Origin of the sequence: Dyella sp. M7H15-1 (assembly GCF_004114615.1) — a bacterium.
GTDB lineage: Bacteria > Pseudomonadota > Gammaproteobacteria > Xanthomonadales > Rhodanobacteraceae > Dyella_B.
In genome coordinates this window covers 2,213,847-2,230,540 of sequence record NZ_CP035300.1, presented here as the reverse complement: position 1 = coordinate 2,230,540, position 16,694 = coordinate 2,213,847, and the positions used below count along the sequence as shown (strand labels likewise).

The following is a 16,694-nucleotide window of genomic DNA, read 5'->3' as shown; positions in this document are numbered from 1 at the left end:
ACGCTAAATAAGTATCGCCGTCATGACGACGGCGATACTTATTTAGCGTTGCCTTAAACTCATGGTTTAGCCACCATGGACGCTCCCCATGTCCCGCACCATCATCAGCACAAACAACGCTCCCACCGCCATTGGCCCGTATTCGCAGGCCGTGCGTGCAGGCAATACCGTGTATTTCTCCGGGCAGATTCCGCTCGACCCCGCCACGGGTAGCCTGGTCGAAGGGGATATCAGCACGCAAACGCGTCGTGTGTTCAACAACCTGGTGGCCGTCGCCGAAACCGCCGGTGGTTCACTGGCGCAGATCGTGCGCGTGGGCATCTATGTGACCGATCTAGCGAACTTCGCTGCGGTCAATGCGGTGATGGGCGAATATTTCCAGCAACCGTATCCAGCACGCTCCACCATCGAAGTTTCCGGCTTGCCGAAAGGTGCGCAGGTCGAGGTCGATGCTGTGATGGTGCTGGACTGATCGACGTTTGCGCAAACGGCTGACAGCTATTGTCGGCAGTCTGGTAACCATCACGAGCCTGCTCGGTTAGTCTTGCACCGATGGCCGCTTACAGACCTCAAACATTGACCGAAACCGCTGCCGATCCGGGCCATCTTCCGGTGACCCAACTCGTGGGTGTCGGACCTGCGTTGGTCGAAACGCTGGCTCGCCTGGGGCTGCATCGCGTGCAGGATTTGTGGTTTCACCTGCCCTTACGCTATGAGGATCGCACGCATCTGCTGCCTTTGGCCGATTTACGTCCGGGCATGCGTGTGCAGGTGGTAGGAGCGGTCGAGGCGGTCGAGAAAGGTTTTCGCTATCGCCCGCAGTTGAAGGTGGCGATTGGCGATGGTGTGATGCAGACATTGCTGTTGCGCTTCTTTCATTTTAATCGCGCGCAAGCCGAGCAGTTTCGGGTGGGCGTCAGATTGTTGTGCTACGGCGAGGTGCGTCAAGGGCCGGACAGTCTCGAAATGGTGCACCCACAATATCAGCGCCTGGTTGATGACGCGGCAGTTGTACTCGAGGAGCGCCTCACGCCGGTCTATCCCACCACGGAAGGGCTTGGACAAAAGCGTCTGGCAGGCGTCGTGGCCAAGGCGTTGCAACGCTTGCCCGTCGAGGCGGAGCTTGAGTTGATTCCACCGTCGCTTTGTGCGGAATATGGGCTCACGTCACTGCGTGAAGCGTTGTTGTACGTGCATCGTCCACCGCCGGATGCGCGGATGGATCAACTCACGCAGGGGTGGCATCCTGCTCAGCAGCGCCTTGCTTTTGAAGAATTGCTAACCCAGCACATGAGCCTGAAGCGACTGCGTGCAGCCATGCGCGAACGTCGCTCGCCTGTGCTGAGCGGTCGCGGTGAATTGCAAAAGCGCTGGCTAAAAGCTTTGCCGTTCCAGCTTACCTCGGCGCAGCAACGTGTGAACGGAGAAGTGGCGGCAGATACGTCGCAGCCACGCCCGATGCTTCGCCTGGTGCAGGGCGATGTCGGTTCAGGCAAAACGGCGGTGGCGTGTGCGGCCGCGTTGTCGGCTGTTGAAGCGGGTTATCAGGTGGCACTGATGGCGCCTACGGAACTGCTGGCCGAACAGCATTTGCGAAATTTCCGCCACTGGTTGGCGCCGATGGATATCGCCGTCGAATGGCTGGCAGGCAAACAACAGGGCAAGGCGCGCCAGCAAGCGATGAAACGCATTGCGGAAGGTGCACCGATCGTGATCGGTACGCATGCCTTGATGCAAGAAGGCGTTGAATTCGCGCGACTGGGCTTGGTGATTGTCGACGAACAGCATCGCTTTGGTGTGCAGCAGCGTCTTGCCTTGCGTGACAAGGGGCTGGAGGGCGAACGGGTGCCACACCAGCTTGTGCTCACTGCTACGCCGATTCCGCGCACCCTGGCGATGAGCGCGTATGCTGACCTGGATATTTCCGCAATCGACGAATTGCCGCCGGGGCGTACGCCCGTGCAGACGATCGCCATCTCCAGTGCACGTCGTATGGACGTGATAAAACGCATTCACGCGGCTTGCATGGAGGGGCGTCAGGTCTACTGGGTTTGCACCTTGATCGAAGAGTCCGAGCAATTACGCGCGCAGGCAGCCCAGGCAGCCCATGCCGAACTCACGCACACGTTGACCGACTGCAAGGTCGGTTTGATCCATGGACGCATGAAGCCCAAGGAAAAACAGGCGGTGATGGATGCGTTCAAGGCAGGCGAACTGGCCGTACTGGTCGCCACCACCGTGATCGAGGTAGGCGTGGACGTTCCCAATGCCAGTTTGATGGTGATCGAGAACAGCGAACGCCTCGGCCTGGCCCAATTGCATCAATTACGTGGACGTGTAGGCCGAGGCGCTGTTGCGTCCAATTGTGTGTTGCTCTATCAACCACCGCTGGGGCAGCTTGCGCGCGAGCGATTGCAGGTCATGCGTGAAACCAACGATGGTTTTCGCATTGCCGAAAAAGATCTGGAACTGCGCGGACCTGGCGAAGTGTTGGGTACGCGTCAAACCGGTCAACTTAGTTTTCGCATGGCTGATCTCGCGCGTGATGCACATTTGCTGCCAGCCGTGCAACATGTCGGTGAACAGATGCTGGCGCGTTATCCCGAACGGGCGGGGCGGTTGATCGAACGCTGGATCGGCGGCGCTGCTCGATATGTCAATGCCTAAGTGCTGGCGAAAGGGGGCAGGGAGGAACGATGCGTACCATAACGATGGCACGTCCCCCACGATATCCTGTCTCTTGATCACAAGTTTGACGTCGCGGCCCCCTCTCCCCTCCGGGGAGAGGGCTGGGGTGAGGGGCAAATCTTGCGAAATAGTTTGTTTCGTGCGCGATTTAAACAGCGAAGTGCGTATTTCGGCCCATCGTGACCGCCCATTTCGGTAAGGCGTGACCGGTCATTTCGGTAAGCCGTGACCGCCCGTTTCGGTTGATCGTGACCGATTTTCGACGGTCACCGAAATCAGCGGTCACGGCTTACCGAAACGCGCCCCTCGTTGTGCATAACTTCAACGCAACGGCATCCTCCACGGCTTTTTGGAGTGGCGATGCCGACCCCGCGAGTAGCTATGCGCAAGATCAAAGAATGTCTTCGACTGAAGCTGGAGTGCGACCTCTCGCACGAACGCATCGCCTTGGCCTTGGGTCTGTCCAAGGGCGTGGTCAGCAAGTACGTGAAACGTGCCACGGCCGCCGGACTGGACTGGCCCGGCCTGTCCGCCATGGACGACAACGCGATTGCCGCCCAGCTGTGTATGTCACCACCCGCCGTGCGTGGCGAGCGGGCACCCATCGATCTGCCATGGGTGCATCGGGAGTTGCGCCGCAAAGGCGTCACGCGACAATTGTTGTGGCAGGAATACTGCGACGCGAACGCTGGCCGTCTCACGTACCAATACACCCAGTTTTGCCAGCACCTCCACGACTACACGGCCTCGCTGCGCCGTTCGATGCGTCAGTTGCACGTTGCCGGTGAAAAGCTGTTTATCGACTACGCCGGCCCCACCCTTGGCGTCGTCAACCCCGACACCGGCGAGCTGCAGCGAGCGCACATCTTCGTGGCCGTGCTGGGTGCGTCCAGTTTCACCTATGCCTGCGCCACACCGGGCGAAACGCAGATCGACTGGCTGCGCGGCTTGACGCAGGCGTTGGCATTTTTTGGTGGCGTGCCGGCGCTGGTGGTACCTGACAATCCGCGCGCGCTGATCACCCAGCCGGATCGCTACGAGCCCGTGCTCAACCGTGCTACGCAGGCGTGTGCAGAGCATTACGGCATGGCGATCCTGCCGGCCCGCCCACGACGCCCGCAGGACAAGGCCAAGGTCGAGGTCGGCGTGCAGGTGGTCGAGCGCTGGATCCTCGCGCGCTTGCGCCATCCGTGCTTTTTTACCTTCAGCGCTCTCAATCACGCCATCGCCGACCTGCTGACGGACTTGAATGCACGGCCGTTCAAGAAGCTCGACGGCTCGCGCCGTTCGTGGTTCGAGACGATCGACCGTCCCGCCCTGATGCCCTTGCCGGCGCAACCCTATGAGCCGGCGCGCTTCAAGCCGTGCAAGGTCAACATCGATTACCACATCGAGGTCGATGGCCATTACTACAGCGTGCCGCATAGCCTGGTACGCAAGACCGTCGAGGCGCGCATCACCGACACCACCGTCGAGATCCTGCATGCCGGCCAGCGCATCGCCAGCCACGTCCGCTCCCCGGCGCGCGGACGCCACACCACCGTCGCCGACCACATGCCGGCCGCACATCGTGCGCATCGGGAATGGTCACCCGGTCGCTTCCTGCACTGGGCCGACACGATCGGCGCGGCAACCCGTCAGTTGGTCGAGCACCTGCTGACCGAGCGCCCGCATCCGGAGATGGGCTATCGCAGTTGCCTGGGGCTGCTGGCGCTCGCGCGCCAGTACGGCGACGACCGCCTGGAAGCGGCCTGCGCACGCGCGTGGGCGATCGGTTCGCGCACGCGCAAATCCGTGCAGTCGATCCTGCACAACAAGCTCGATCAACACCCCTTGCCCAGCGCCATCGCCCAAACCGACTGGGTCACACCCGACCACGTCAACCTGCGTGGCCCCACCTATTACCGCGATCCACCCACCACTCACTGAAAAGGAGACCACCTTGTTGATCCATCCCACCCTTGAACACTTGCGTGCCCTCAAGCTCGACGGCATGGCACAGGCGCTGGAAGAACAGCGCCTGTTGCCGGCCTGTCACGATCTGCCGTTCGAAGATCGGCTCGGCATGCTGGTCGATCGCGAACGCCATTGGCGTGACGGTCGACGGCAGGAACGATTACTTCGTGTGGCCAAGCTCAAACACGCCCAGGCCTGCCTGGAAGATGTGCAGTACAGCGCCGACCGCGGTATCGACAAACGCCTGATCGCCACCTTGTCCGGCGGCGACTGGATCCGGCAGGGGCAAAGTGTGTTGCTGACCGGTCCGACCGGGGTTGGTAAAACGTGGCTGGCGTGTGCGCTTGGACAACATGCCTGCCGCCAAGGCTTCCCGGTGCTGTATCAGCGTGTGCCACGCCTCGCCGAGATGCTACGCATCGCCCACGCCGACGGCAGCTTCGGTCGCGTGCTTGCTCAGTTGGCGCGCATCGACGTGCTAATCCTTGACGATTGGGGCATGACACCGCTCGATCAGGCGGCGCGCCATGATCTGCTGGAGGTCATCGACGATCGCGGCAACGGCAAATCGACCCTCATCACCAGCCAGCTACCGATCGAACACTGGCACGCCTGGCTCAACGATCCCACCCTCGCCGATGCCATCCTCGACCGTCTCGTACACCGCTCTCATCGCATCGTGCTGAAGGGCGAATCGATGCGCCGAAAGTCCTCCGCCAAGCCAGCCGCCGATACCTCATCGTGACCGGTCCAGTTACACTCGAGTGCACCGCACAATGACTGGCGCTGACCGGTCACGATCAACCGAAATACGCGGTCACGATCGCCGAAATCCGCAGCGAAGCTTGCGCGTAGCCATTGGAGTTTCCCTCAAGCCCGGCCCCTCACCCTCTCCCCAGAGGGGAGAGGGGACGGGTCCGTCTCGTTTTGTTGGTTATTTGCAACAAACTGCAAACTAAAAGATGTGATCAAGAGACAGCCCCGATATCGGCGGCACTCGCCAAAGGGTGGGCGCAATATCAGATGGATGGGTCGATCGATCTCTTCCATGTGCTGCGCACTTTGCAGGAGGTCGGTAAAGAGTTGGGGTGAGGGTGCGGCCAGCGCGCGAAAACAAAGATTTTGTGCAAGAACTGAATCGCTCGCTTCGCCCGGACCCTCACCCGCCTGCCGGCACCCTCTCCCGGGGGGAGCGGGGATCACTCATATGATGTTTCGGATGTGTGTAATCGGATGGCGAAAGAGCTCACGGAATCGAGTCACCCATCAGCTGCAGGTGTATCACTTTTGTAACAATTTTTCGGCCGGGACTGTGAGCATCAAGGATCAAATACACGGCGTAAACGATAGGCTCCGGGTTCTTGTGCCATCGTCACCGAGTGAGTATCTTAACTATCGCAACTATTGCTTCCCTTTTTAAAAAAGGAGGTAGCATCTCTAAGGTAGATTTCTTTTTACAGGTATTTAAATGGCCTGTTTGAATTGAAATCTCAACCCACTCGTCTTGGCTATTGTGCAACTCTTAGAAGGCATCGGCTCTCTTCGCATTTACAAAACAGGGGATTTCAGTCATGAAACCGGTTGCGCTACCTTCATACTTGGCGCTGTGCATCGCTTACACCCTAACGGCTATGACACATGCAGAAAGTACGCGTCCTAATGTACCTGTGACCATTTTCAACAACACTAACAGGGTCATGTATCCTGTTATTCGCGATGTGGTCAATCATCAGGAAAAGCGAATTTATATTCGTGGCGCATCCGGTATTCCTGCCCATAGCCAAGCAAAAGCCATTATCACCGGGGACATGGGGGACGCTGGTCAAATTCTTATATTTAGCCAGCCACCTACAAATATGCCGGGCGAACCCACGGCAGCTATACTCCATAGCAAAGGTATTAAGGACTCCGATTTAGGCAATATCATATACACCCAATCGCTGACCGACGCCTTCCGTGCTGATGAGCCGAGCCAATTGCTTGAGTACACCATCGATGGCGGTGTGGATACAGGCAACATCGATTTCGATTATTCGGGTGTTGATGAGCTAACCATACCCTTTGCCATAGAGGCCACGGATAACAACGGTGTGGCCGTCCGCGGTTACGCAGGAACCACCATTGACCTGGACACAATGCAATCAAACCTCAGCGCTTTGATTAGCGGCGGTTTGACCGGTCATTACTTCTCCAAGAATCATAAAGTGGGCTGGAACTATTACTATAACGGCCAGAACCCGCAAGCATTGATTAAAATTCCCACCGCTTACAACAGCTTTGCCGAGGTTGGCACTTCATCGTATCTGGTCAATCCGCCGCAAAACAACACGAAGTTGGTCGCTAACGTTGACGGTGCCCCTCGAGTTGGTACGCTGTGGACCTCCGATGTGCTAACTGAACGTTGGTTAGGATGGTTGAGTAGTAAATATACGGGCAGCAGTTTCAATGTGCCTGCCACGGATCAAGTCGAACAAGTCATCGTACCTGGTGAATTTGCTACCGGGTGTACGGGCGACAGCTTCTGTCAGAGCTTTGCTGGCACCGTGCAAATGGTATTCGATGCTGCAGCAGCGAACCTAAAACATCGTGGAGTTATTATCCATGGCGTTAATAATTTTGCTGACGCCAGGGTCGTTATGACGAACCTCATGGGCTACAGCTTTTCCAGCGATCCAAAGTTACCCAACTACCTGCCCGATAACGTACGTGACGCCTACAAAGCTATTATGCGAGGGGCGCCAACACCGGCTGATGAAAGGAATCCTAATTTAACGTCCCAGTTGCATCCCAGCCCGGCTGGTTCCAGCGCCAAATACAACCTAAATGTAATTGACTGGTTCGTACATAGGCTTCTAGGCTTTTATGGGTATGGCTTTTCCATCGATGACGATCGCGGCAACATCCGTTCACCTGGAACCAAGCTAATCATCACTATCGGCGGCCCCAACGGGTTGCCATTTAACCAACCGTTCGATCCTATTCATCAGCAAACCGTCATTTTTGGTGCAGGCTGGTCTGGCATATCCAGTGGTAGCGATAACTATGGCGATGTGACCGGGGCGCTAAGTACCTGCAAACTAGGTTCCGCGGGCGCCGGATCATGTTTCGTCGGCGTTGACGCAACTCACCAAAATGGTAAGTTCAACCACGTTGTAGCTTGGCTAGGAGGTAGCTCAGGGTCTTCGCTGTCGCTAGATCTGGTGTCTTCATCAACAGATCTAGGCTTTACTCATTGCCAAGTCAACAACCATGGCAGCGCTCAGATTAATACCCATATCTGTAGCGTCATTAACCATGATCCGACTTTCCCCTTCTTTCTAACAATCCCTGACCCGGGTGCTGGTGGTGGCAGTAATGGTGGTGGTGGCAATAACCCATCCACGATCTTTTTCCCGACCGGATGGGGAAGCTTTAGCAGCAGCGATTGCCCATTGAATACAAATATCAATGGCGAATCCATTCCCAGTACCAAGATTGGCGGTATCGCGGGTGCAGTTGGTTTCAAATTGTCACAGAATGGGTCTTGCTCTTTTAAAGCCATGGATACGTCTAATAATGTCTTTAGTTATAAGGCATCGTTTACGACTGCTTCCGGTGCTCTGACATGTACTCAGGGCTGTATAAGTAGTGCAGCGCCTGTGACATTTAGCACCGATAAAAAGACCGTTACGGTTACCTTCCCTCAGCCCCAGCAGGAAGGTCCAGCAGGCACTCCAAGCGGCGGCGGAGGTACATTTCAGATATATCTGGGTCGATCACAGAGTGGTGCCGTATGGACCAGTGTAGGGCCCGCCACCACCTGTAAGGTTGACAACTTCAATCCTTCGTCATTTTCAATCTCTTTCAAAACGGCACAGGGTTGCGTACTTGAACTCAGTAATTCGGGCTCTTCGTCCAGTGCGCCTGCAGATGCTACGTTCAAGCTGCTGCCTAGTGATGTGACCTGCGTGCTTACGGCCTCCAAGCAATCGTGTCGGGTAGCCCCTGTACTTAATCAACAAACCAAAAACGTTAATCTGCCTGATCCGGATGGAACTCGTTAAATGACCTGATTAGCTTTCCAGCCTGCCCTGCGGCCATCCGTATAGAGGAAGCAATGATGGTGAGAGGGCAGGTTGGAGTCATGCTCAACGTCGCTGCGGACCACCCGATTCGTTTGGGTGTTAGCATGCCGAGCACTCGCATACTAAACCTTGACAGGAAGGTATTTATGCGCTGAGACCGTTCACTCGCTGCTTTAGCTCGTAGCCTTTGAAAAAGGCTTGCACCATGTCTTCATCCTTTGCGCCATATTTGCGAATAATTTTGCTCAGCTCCTCCGCAAAGCATCCTTCCGATACCATAAGCCCACAGAAATAAGCGTCTGCTATAACACGTTCACGCTCGGCTGGCGCACGTTTGCTTGGTTCTATCGGCGAAGAGCTTTTACTGGCAGAGGTAGGCATGGACTGTACTTGAATAAGGGCAGGAACCAGACGTACTCCATCGCCTGGCCCACGTTTTTTGGGCGTGCTGACGGTGATAAACACAGTATTCACGCTATGAATGTTAGCCAGGCGAATAGCCCCTGCCTGGCCTGTTGGCAACATCGTCTCAGCACGAAGGTGAATCCATTAAAGATCTTCGTGAAAGGGTAAAACCTTGGGCCGTTCGTTGCCGGTGGGATGGCCCACCGGGAGGTATTCCCCACGCTCAAGCCCTTCAATTTTACGGGTTACCTCGTTCAGCGAACGAGTCAAATCCGTAAGTTCGTCTTTGTAGAGTTCACTGGACTGGGGGGCTTCGTTGGCCTGGGCGACCGAGTCTGAGTAGTCACCTGATAAGTAGTTCGGGTGCATGTAGACCGGCTTATATGAGTTCGTCGAGTTTAATTCATGCAGGACGGTCAAAGCAATTAAATTCGCTGCTGACGTTGCAATGTCTTTGAGTGCCAGGGCGGCTTTGTCTGAATCGAGGTTAGGATCATGCAGGTTAACAATATTCTGCGACAATTCATTCAGTGCGTTATTAACTCGCTTGAGTCCAGCACTGAGTTTGCCCACTCTCTCTAGGTATGATCGGTTATCTAATTGTTCATAGCAGTCAGTCACGGCTTGTTTGTATAAGCCCGTCGCATAGGTCAGACTATGTTGCTTTGTTTTGTCCTGGCCTTCGTTCCCGACCATCTTTTGGGCCAAGTCGCTAGCCTTGTCGATGAGTTTGATATTACGCTTCTTCATGTACGTTAACGAGGCGAGCGTCTCACCGGCCGAATGGCCGGTGAGTCTAGTTAGACAATGGCTGGGTAAGGATGGACAATTGCTGGGTAAGGATGAATTAACTTTAGGTTCCATTTTTAATTTCAATCATGGGTGATGTGATGCAAGCCATAGGCTGCCGGCCGTTTGTAGGTGCCGGCCTACCGCCGTTGCGGACGAATTCCCCCGCCATCTACTCTGATGACGAGGACGCTTAAAGTTCATCGTGAAAGGGTAAAGTCTTGGGCCGTGCGTCGCCGATGGGACGGCGCACCGGGAGGTGTAGCCCACGCTCAAGCCCTTCAATTTTACGGTTTACCTCGTTCAGCGAACGAGTCAAATTCGTAAGCTCGTCTTTGCAGGGTGTTGCACTGAAATGGTTGGAGGCCTCGTTGGCCGCGTCGATTGCGCTTAAGTAGTCCGAATGCAGGGTTTCCGGCTTAAGCAAGTCCCTCAACTGGGGCGCATACAGTACAGTGGTCGAAACAACGAATGTCGCTGCTGTCGTTGCAACGCATTTGAGTGCCTCGGCGGCTTTGTCTGAATCGCTGGCGGCATGATGCAGGTTAACAATATTCTGCGACGTCCGATCCAGTTCTTTATTGAGATTCTCGAGTTTAGGTTTGATCCTGTTTGTATTGTCACCCAATACTTGTCCATCGAGTTTATTAGCGAGCTTGTCCGCGGCTATTGAGTATGGGGTTATCTCGCAGGACAGAAGAATCCGGCTCTCTTTGTCCAAGGATTTGTTACAGGACAGCTTATTGGTCAAGTTCCTAGCCTTGTTGATGAGTTCATCATTATGATGTTTCACGTCATTTAACGTTTCTAACATGGCTAATGGCTCGGCCATGAGTGATTTGTCGCCTCCCGAATGGCCGCATGTGGCTGGAGTAAAATGGGATAGGAATGGTTTAATTTTAGGTTCCATTTTTAGTTTCAATCATGGTGATGTAACGAGAGCCATAGGCTGCCGGCCATTTGTGGCTGCCTATCGCGTTGCGAAAGTGGCCATTATTGGTACTTGGGCACGGCGCCTCCATCCGGTGAATACCTGAATAGCCGTTTAGGTTTGGCAGGTTCGGCAATTCAGGTATTGACCCGATGGGTGCGCTGCCATGGTGATCGCAAGATGCCACCATCGTGATCTGATGGAGCCCCTCATGGAGTTGCAATGGCAGCGTCAGGTGGAGTATTGGCTCCGCCTGATGAGCGTGGAGCGGGTGGCCGCCCGCGAAAATATGATGGTGCAGCAGGGTAAGGATGTGTTTTATCTGGAGCGGGAGAATGGACGCGCCAAGCTCACTGTTGCTAGGCAAGTGCCGGACGCGCAGAGCGTGCCTACCTTGTTGCGCCTGATGCTGCTGCTTCAACCCGAAGCCGCCAACGGCGTACCGATGCGTACGTGGCTGGCACGCAATCAACTATGGCTGGCCGCAACCGCTCCGGCGGGGAGCGGCGCCGAACTTTGGCATCAGTTGGGCAAACTGCAGCAACGGCTGCTCAACCGCGTAACCGTGGGTATTCATGCAAACACTTAATAACTGGCTGGGCGCGCTCAAGTCGCGGCAGGATCTGATACTGGCAGCGATGCTGCTGGTCGCCGTCTTCATGATGATCGTGCCGTTGCCGACCGTGCTGGTCGACGTGCTTATTGCGCTCAATCTCACCTTGTCCATCGTGCTGTTGATGATGGCGGTGTATATCCGTGAGCCGATGGAGTTCTCTGGCTTTCCGTCGGTGCTGCTGATCACCACACTGTACCGATTAGCGCTAACCATCAGCACCAGTCGCTTGATTTTGCTGCAGCATGATGCGGGTGAGATCGTTTATACGTTTGGTAACTTTGCGGTCGGTGGCAATCTGGCGGTTGGCCTGATCGTGTTCGCCATCATCACGGTGGTGCAGTTCATCGTGATCACCAAAGGCTCCGAACGTGTGGCCGAGGTGGGGGCGCGCTTTTCGCTCGATGCCATGCCAGGCAAGCAGATGAGCATCGACGGCGATATGCGCGCCGGCATTATCGATGCCAATGAAGCGCGTCGGTTGCGCCAGATGGTACAGAAGGAAAGCCAGCTCTACGGTGCCATGGATGGTGCGATGAAATTCGTCAAGGGCGATGCGATTGCGTCGATCATCGTCATTCTGGTGAATATTTTCGGCGGCATCACCGTGGGTGTATTCATGCACGGTATGACGGCCGGCGAGGCGGCCAGCACCTATGCCATCCTGTCGGTGGGTGATGGACTCATCGCGCAGATACCGGCGCTGCTGATCTCCATTGCCGCCGGCATCATCGTCACGCGCGTGCCGGGCGAGGAGCGCCGCAATCTGGCCAGCGATCTGTCGAGCCAGCTCATGCGGCATCGTAGCGCGCTGTGGATCGTATCGGCGGTGCTGGTGGTGTTCGCTTGTTTGCCGGGCTTTCCCACGCTGATCTTTCTGGCGATTGCCGCGATGATCGGCGGTGGTGCGTTTATGTCGGGCCGCAAGGCAGGCGGTGGTGGCGCGGGGGCGGGCACTGGCGCGGCGGCAGAGGGTCATGCGGGTGATGAAGGCGCCGCCGAGCTACCCGCCGTTGGTGCAACACCTCTGTTGTTGCGCGTGCACCCAGACCTCGCGCGTGGCGGCCGCCTTGGCCAGGCGCTGATCGAGCTGCGTCAAAGCAAGCTCGAGCAGCTTGGTCTGCCTTTGCCACAAATTGTCCTGCAAGCACATGCCGGACTGTCGCCGCAAAGCTTTAGTTTTCTGCTCTATCAGGAGCCGGTGTTGACGTTGACCATGCAGCCGTTGCTGCTGGCCGATGCCAGTTCGGCGAGGTTGTCCCAGGCGGTCGCGCACGACACGCTGCCCTTTGGCGGGCATCGCTTGCAATGGGCGCCGGTGGAGCAACAGCCGGTGCTTGAGGCGACGGGAGTGAAGGTGTATCGCGATCACGATGCGGTGACTCACGTGGTGTCGCTGGCGCTGGACCGCTACGCCTCCGAGCTGATCGGTGTGCAGGAGGCGCGTTATCTGATGGATCAGATGGAGTCCAGCTATGGCGAGCTGATCAAAGAATTGCAGCGCCAACTGCCGATTGGGCGCATTGCCGATGTATTGCAGCGATTGGTGGCCGAAGGGGTATCGATCCGGGATTTGCGCGCCATTTTCGAGGCACTGGTGGAATGGGCGCCGCGCGAGAAAGATCCGGTGATGCTGGCCGAATATGCGCGCATGGCGTTGCGCCGGCACATCGTGGGTCGTCATCGGCGTGGGCAGCCGTGGATCAGCGCTTGGGTGCTGGGCGGGCAGATCGAGCAGACGATACGCGAATCCATCCGGCAGACGGCTGCGGGTTCGTACTCGGCGCTCAGTGCGGAAGAGAGTCAGTCCATCCTGCAAGAAATCAAAGCCACCGTCGCCAAGAACGGATCCGCCACCGCACTGGTCACGGCCATTGATGTGCGACGTTTTGTACGCAAACTGATCGAGCGTGAGTTGTCCGGCTTGGCCGTCTTGTCGTTCCAGGAGCTAGACGACGAAGCCGAACTCAAAGTGTTGGGTCATATCGAATTGATAGGTGATGACTATGCGCTTGCCTGATTACGATCGGATCCTCGACGCCCTGGAAGTGCCGACGCTGTCGATAACCCGCGGCGTACGAACGATAGGCCGCCTGCAAGAGGTGAACCCCACGCTGCTGCGCGCCCACCTTCCCGGCGTGGGCCTGGGCGAGTTGTGCGAGCTACCCAACCAGACGCTGGCCGAGGTTGTCGCGGTGGTGGGGCAGGAGGCCCTGCTTTCGCCTTATCGAGAGCCGCGCGGACTCAATATCGGCATGCTGGTGCAACCTAGCGGGCGTTGCGCGGAAGTAGGGGTCGGTGCTGAATTGCTCAGCCGAGTGGTGGATGCACTCGGCCGGCCGATCGACGGTTTGCCGATGCCGCCGGTTGAGCAATGGTGCGGCATCGATGCGGATTCGCCCAACCCGATGGAGCGCAGCATCATCGATACCGCCTTGCCCATGGGCGTGCGGGCGATCGACAGCACACTCACGGTCGGCGAAGGGCAACGCCTTGGCATTTTCGCCCCCGCGGGCTGTGGCAAAAGTACCTTGCTCAGTATGCTTTGCCGGGGTACGGATGCCGACGTGGTGGTCCTTGCGTTGATTGGCGAACGCGGCCGCGAAGTGCGCGAGTTTCTGGAACATGTGCTACCCGCTTCGGCGAGAGCACGCAGCGTGGTGGTGGTGGCTACTTCAGACCGGCCCGCGCTGGAGCGCCTGAAAGCCGCCGCCACCGCCACGACCATCGCCGAATATTTCCGCGACCAAGGCAAAAAAGTACTGCTGCTGGTGGACTCGCTCACGCGCTATGCGCGCGCTGTGCGAGAGATCGCGCTGGCCGCTGGCGAGCCGATGGTGGCAGGTGGTTATCCGCCCAGCCTGTACGCCCGCTTGCCGCGTCTGTTGGAACGTGCCGGGCCGGCCGCCCGCGGCAGCATTACCGCTTTCTACACCGTGCTGATGGAAGACAAATCCGACCCGCTGGCCGAAGAAGTGCGCTCCATCCTCGATGGTCATATCGTGCTCTCGCGCAAGCTTGCTGAAGCCAATCACTACCCGGCCATTGATGTATTGGCCAGCATCAGCCGCGTCATGAGCCAGGTGACGCAAGCACCGCACCGCGCGGCCGCCGCGCGGCTGCGTCGCCTGCTCAGCGCCTGGCAAGACATCGAATTGCTGGTGCGCGTGGGGGAATATCGCGAAGGTCAGGATCCCGATGTGGACGATGCAGTACGGAGGCGTGGCCAGATCAACGAATTCCTGCGTCAGCCGGTGGAGGAGTACTGCGATTTTACTAAAACGCTGAAGGCACTCCAGAAAGCGGTAGGTGGGCCATGTTGATGCGCCTATTGGAAATCAAGCGGCGGCGTGAGCAGGGGCTGCGCGCCCAGCTAGCTCGGCTGGACCGGGAAAAAGATGAGCTGATGACGCGCCTGGAGCAGGTCAAGGCCAAGCGTGTTGCGTTGTACGAACAATGGCGGGAACTGTCCGCGCGTCAAGGCCAGTTCAGTCAGAGCGAATTGGGTAAGTTGCGCATCGCCCTGTCCAAGACGGAAGTCGAAAACAAACGTCTGCAGCAACAGGTGGCGGACATCGACACCGAAAAAGATCGGCTTGCGCAATGCCGCACCGAACAAGAAGGCATCTTGCGCAAAAACCTGCGCGAGCAAGAAAAGCTCGCCTATATGGTGGAATCAAGTTAATGGTATCCGTAGGATCTCGTGATATTCCCGCCTCGCGCGGCGACGAGCGTGAGCGGCAACGTTCGCCCGACAAACATAACGTCAATCGTTTCAAGTCCATGTTCGACCAGGCCGTCGCGTTGGCAGGTCCTGCGCCGGCTTCAGCCCAGTCATGGTTGCCGCCTACGCCGCCTCAGCATGATGACGATACAAGCCGTGCCGCCGTCAACGCACGGCCGAAGGTGCCCGATGCGCCGCCGCCGGTGGCAGCACCACTGCCGTCCGTCGGCACGCAAGCCTTGGCCCTGCGTGCCAGCACCGGTCCGCTGGCGGGATTGATCGTGCAGGCCAACTGGTACGATAACCGCCTGCATTTGCGTGTGAAAGCGCCCACCGAAGCGTTGCGGCAACGCATCGCGCAGCATGGCGATGCGTTGACGGAAACACTGAGCGAAGCGCTCGGCGTTTCGGTAGCGGTGGAGGTTGAGCCTACCGATGCTTAATCGTCTACACAACACCCTGGATGCTTTTCAATTGAGCCGTATCGGCGCGTTCGCCGACCTCGATGAAACACGTTTGTGCGCGGCCTACCAAAGCGTGGGTGGTGCGGGACTTCGCTTGGACACGCAGTGTGACGGCAGGCCGCTGTCGTTCTGGATGCCGGAGCAAAGCTGGTGCGCCTGGCTCGCCCCACAGTTGGATATTCCCAACTTCGCTGCCGTCGGGCCGGCGTGGACAGCGGTGCTTGCCAACTGGACGCTGATCCCTCTCAACGAGCTGCTCCAAAGGGTGGGCCTTCCGCCTTGCGATGTGGCCAGTATTCACGCGACCACGGCACCGATCGACGTGCGTTGGCAGTTCATCATGAGTGCGGACACGCGGCGTTTGCCCTTGACGATCCTGGATGCACCGTGGGACTGGATTCAGCCACTGCTGCATGCGCTGGAGCCCGCGCAGGACCAAGCCCATACCCTGGCACTGAGCCTGGGTTGGTGCACGCTGCACGAGGATGAATGGTCCGAGGTGGCGATCGGCGACGCATTGCGTATCGACGGCAGCGGAGGCGGTCTGGATACGTTCTGGTTGCATCCCTTGCGCAGTCCTGGCCGCATCCAGATTCAGGAAGACGGCACGGCATGCGTGCTGGATTGCTCTACCGGCGTCAGTGATGTGCCCGGCCACATGTTACGCATCGATGTGGAAGTGGGTTATGCCGACATACCCCGTACCGACTTGGCCCACTGGGCACCGGAAGAGCCAGTGACCCTGCAATGCGCCCGCCATCCCCAGTTACGACTGATGCACGGGGACCAACTGGTGGCGCAAGGCCGGCTGATCGGATGGGACGACGGATGGGCCGTGTGCGTGGACGCCAAGGTTTAACCCTGGGTTTAAAACAACGCTGCATTTCAGGTCTTCACCTGATCACCTTGTCGGGTAGCTAGCTATAACAATGTATCACGTCGCAACGCTCCATCCCATGCATGGATGCGTGATCAACAAAGGCGATGTGGACATCAACCAGCCATGGAATGGCGTATTTCTGGAAGCCCGTTATGCGGGCATGCCAACCACCCCATTAAA

14 protein-coding genes are annotated in these 16,694 nt (G+C 57.5%); 11 read left to right on the top strand and 3 right to left on the bottom strand.

Features of this window, described 5'->3' with window-relative positions:
* The first annotated feature begins 88 nt into the window (after positions 1 to 88).
* From EO087_RS10365 to EO087_RS10345, 5 genes are all read left to right on the top strand, one after another.
* Positions 89 to 472, top strand: a complete 384-nt coding sequence (locus EO087_RS10365) for a RidA family protein (protein ID WP_128898801.1) — start codon at positions 89 to 91, stop codon at positions 470 to 472.
* A 104-nt stretch (positions 473 to 576) separates the two neighbouring features.
* Positions 577 to 2,667 carry an ATP-dependent DNA helicase RecG gene (recG, locus tag EO087_RS10360; RefSeq protein ID WP_240669018.1) on the top strand — a complete coding sequence of 697 codons (2,091 nt, stop codon included), beginning with the start codon at positions 577 to 579 and terminating at the stop codon, positions 2,665 to 2,667.
* A gap of 381 nt (positions 2,668 to 3,048) precedes the next feature.
* Positions 3,049 to 4,617 carry an IS21 family transposase gene (gene istA / locus EO087_RS10355; RefSeq protein ID WP_128897574.1) on the top strand — a complete coding sequence of 523 codons (1,569 nt, stop codon included), beginning with the start codon at positions 3,049 to 3,051 and terminating at the stop codon, positions 4,615 to 4,617.
* A 13-nt stretch (positions 4,618 to 4,630) separates the two neighbouring features.
* Positions 4,631 to 5,389 (top strand): IS21-like element helper ATPase IstB, encoded by a 759-nt coding sequence (istB, locus tag EO087_RS10350; protein ID WP_128897459.1) that lies wholly within the window; start codon positions 4,631 to 4,633, stop codon positions 5,387 to 5,389.
* An 826-nt stretch (positions 5,390 to 6,215) separates the two neighbouring features.
* Positions 6,216 to 8,687, top strand: a complete 2,472-nt coding sequence (locus tag EO087_RS10345; protein WP_128898799.1) for a hypothetical protein — start codon at positions 6,216 to 6,218, stop codon at positions 8,685 to 8,687.
* Between the two features lie 165 nt (positions 8,688 to 8,852).
* On the opposite strand, the gene EO087_RS10340 is transcribed toward EO087_RS10345, so the two are convergent.
* From EO087_RS10340 to EO087_RS10330, 3 genes are all read right to left on the bottom strand, one after another.
* Entirely contained in the window at positions 8,853 to 9,233 is a 381-nt protein-coding gene (locus EO087_RS10340) for a hypothetical protein (RefSeq protein WP_128898798.1), read from the bottom strand.
* 24 nt (positions 9,234 to 9,257) lie between these two features.
* Positions 9,258 to 9,863 (bottom strand): hypothetical protein, encoded by a 606-nt coding sequence (locus tag EO087_RS10335; protein WP_128898797.1) that lies wholly within the window; start codon positions 9,861 to 9,863, stop codon positions 9,258 to 9,260.
* A gap of 232 nt (positions 9,864 to 10,095) precedes the next feature.
* A complete protein-coding gene (locus EO087_RS10330) occupies positions 10,096 to 10,812 on the bottom strand; it encodes a hypothetical protein (RefSeq protein ID WP_164931817.1) in 717 nt (238 codons plus the stop codon).
* Between the two features lie 232 nt (positions 10,813 to 11,044).
* Here EO087_RS10330 and EO087_RS10325 point away from each other — a divergent pair, with 232 nt between their 5' ends.
* From EO087_RS10325 to EO087_RS10300, 6 genes are read left to right on the top strand one after another with little or no spacing between them, the layout of a single operon-like run.
* Entirely contained in the window at positions 11,045 to 11,422 is a 378-nt protein-coding gene (locus tag EO087_RS10325; protein ID WP_128898795.1) for a type III secretion protein, read from the top strand.
* On the top strand, positions 11,409 to 13,466 hold the full coding sequence (locus tag EO087_RS10320; RefSeq protein WP_128898794.1) for an EscV/YscV/HrcV family type III secretion system export apparatus protein: 2,058 nt from the start codon (positions 11,409 to 11,411) through the stop codon (positions 13,464 to 13,466). The genes EO087_RS10325 and EO087_RS10320 overlap by 14 nt, the downstream gene beginning before the upstream one ends.
* Positions 13,447 to 14,769, top strand: a complete 1,323-nt coding sequence (locus tag EO087_RS10315) for a FliI/YscN family ATPase (protein WP_304988476.1) — start codon at positions 13,447 to 13,449, stop codon at positions 14,767 to 14,769. The genes EO087_RS10320 and EO087_RS10315 overlap by 20 nt, the downstream gene beginning before the upstream one ends.
* A complete protein-coding gene (locus tag EO087_RS10310; protein WP_128898793.1) occupies positions 14,763 to 15,131 on the top strand; it encodes a type III secretion protein in 369 nt (122 codons plus the stop codon). Before EO087_RS10315 ends, EO087_RS10310 begins: the two co-directional genes overlap by 7 nt.
* Positions 15,131 to 15,613, top strand: coding sequence for an MFS transporter (locus EO087_RS10305; protein WP_128898792.1), 483 nt, complete (start codon positions 15,131 to 15,133; stop codon positions 15,611 to 15,613). The genes EO087_RS10310 and EO087_RS10305 overlap by 1 nt, the downstream gene beginning before the upstream one ends.
* Positions 15,606 to 16,493, top strand: coding sequence for a hypothetical protein (locus EO087_RS10300; protein WP_128898791.1), 888 nt, complete (start codon positions 15,606 to 15,608; stop codon positions 16,491 to 16,493). Before EO087_RS10305 ends, EO087_RS10300 begins: the two co-directional genes overlap by 8 nt.
* Positions 16,494 to 16,694 lie beyond the last annotated feature (201 nt).

Bases quoted from the DNA above. Each gene is read 5' to 3' on its own strand.
- EO087_RS10365 (WP_128898801.1), top strand. From the start codon at position 89: ATGTCCCGCACCATCATCAGCACAAACAACGCTCCCACCGCCATTGGC.
- istA (WP_128897574.1), top strand. From the start codon at position 3,049: ATGCCGACCCCGCGAGTAGCTATGCGCAAGATCAAAGAATGTCTTCGA.
- EO087_RS10345 (WP_128898799.1), top strand. From the start codon at position 6,216: ATGAAACCGGTTGCGCTACCTTCATACTTGGCGCTGTGCATCGCTTAC.
- EO087_RS10340 (WP_128898798.1), bottom strand. From the start codon at position 9,233: ATGTTGCCAACAGGCCAGGCAGGGGCTATTCGCCTGGCTAACATTCAT.
- EO087_RS10335 (WP_128898797.1), bottom strand. From the start codon at position 9,863: ATGAAGAAGCGTAATATCAAACTCATCGACAAGGCTAGCGACTTGGCC.
- EO087_RS10330 (WP_164931817.1), bottom strand. From the start codon at position 10,812: ATGGAACCTAAAATTAAACCATTCCTATCCCATTTTACTCCAGCCACA.
- EO087_RS10325 (WP_128898795.1), top strand. From the start codon at position 11,045: ATGGAGTTGCAATGGCAGCGTCAGGTGGAGTATTGGCTCCGCCTGATG.
- EO087_RS10320 (WP_128898794.1), top strand. From the start codon at position 11,409: ATGCAAACACTTAATAACTGGCTGGGCGCGCTCAAGTCGCGGCAGGAT.
- EO087_RS10315 (WP_304988476.1), top strand. From the start codon at position 13,447: ATGACTATGCGCTTGCCTGATTACGATCGGATCCTCGACGCCCTGGAA.
- EO087_RS10310 (WP_128898793.1), top strand. From the start codon at position 14,763: ATGTTGATGCGCCTATTGGAAATCAAGCGGCGGCGTGAGCAGGGGCTG.
- EO087_RS10305 (WP_128898792.1), top strand. From the start codon at position 15,131: ATGGTATCCGTAGGATCTCGTGATATTCCCGCCTCGCGCGGCGACGAG.
- EO087_RS10300 (WP_128898791.1), top strand. From the start codon at position 15,606: ATGCTTAATCGTCTACACAACACCCTGGATGCTTTTCAATTGAGCCGT.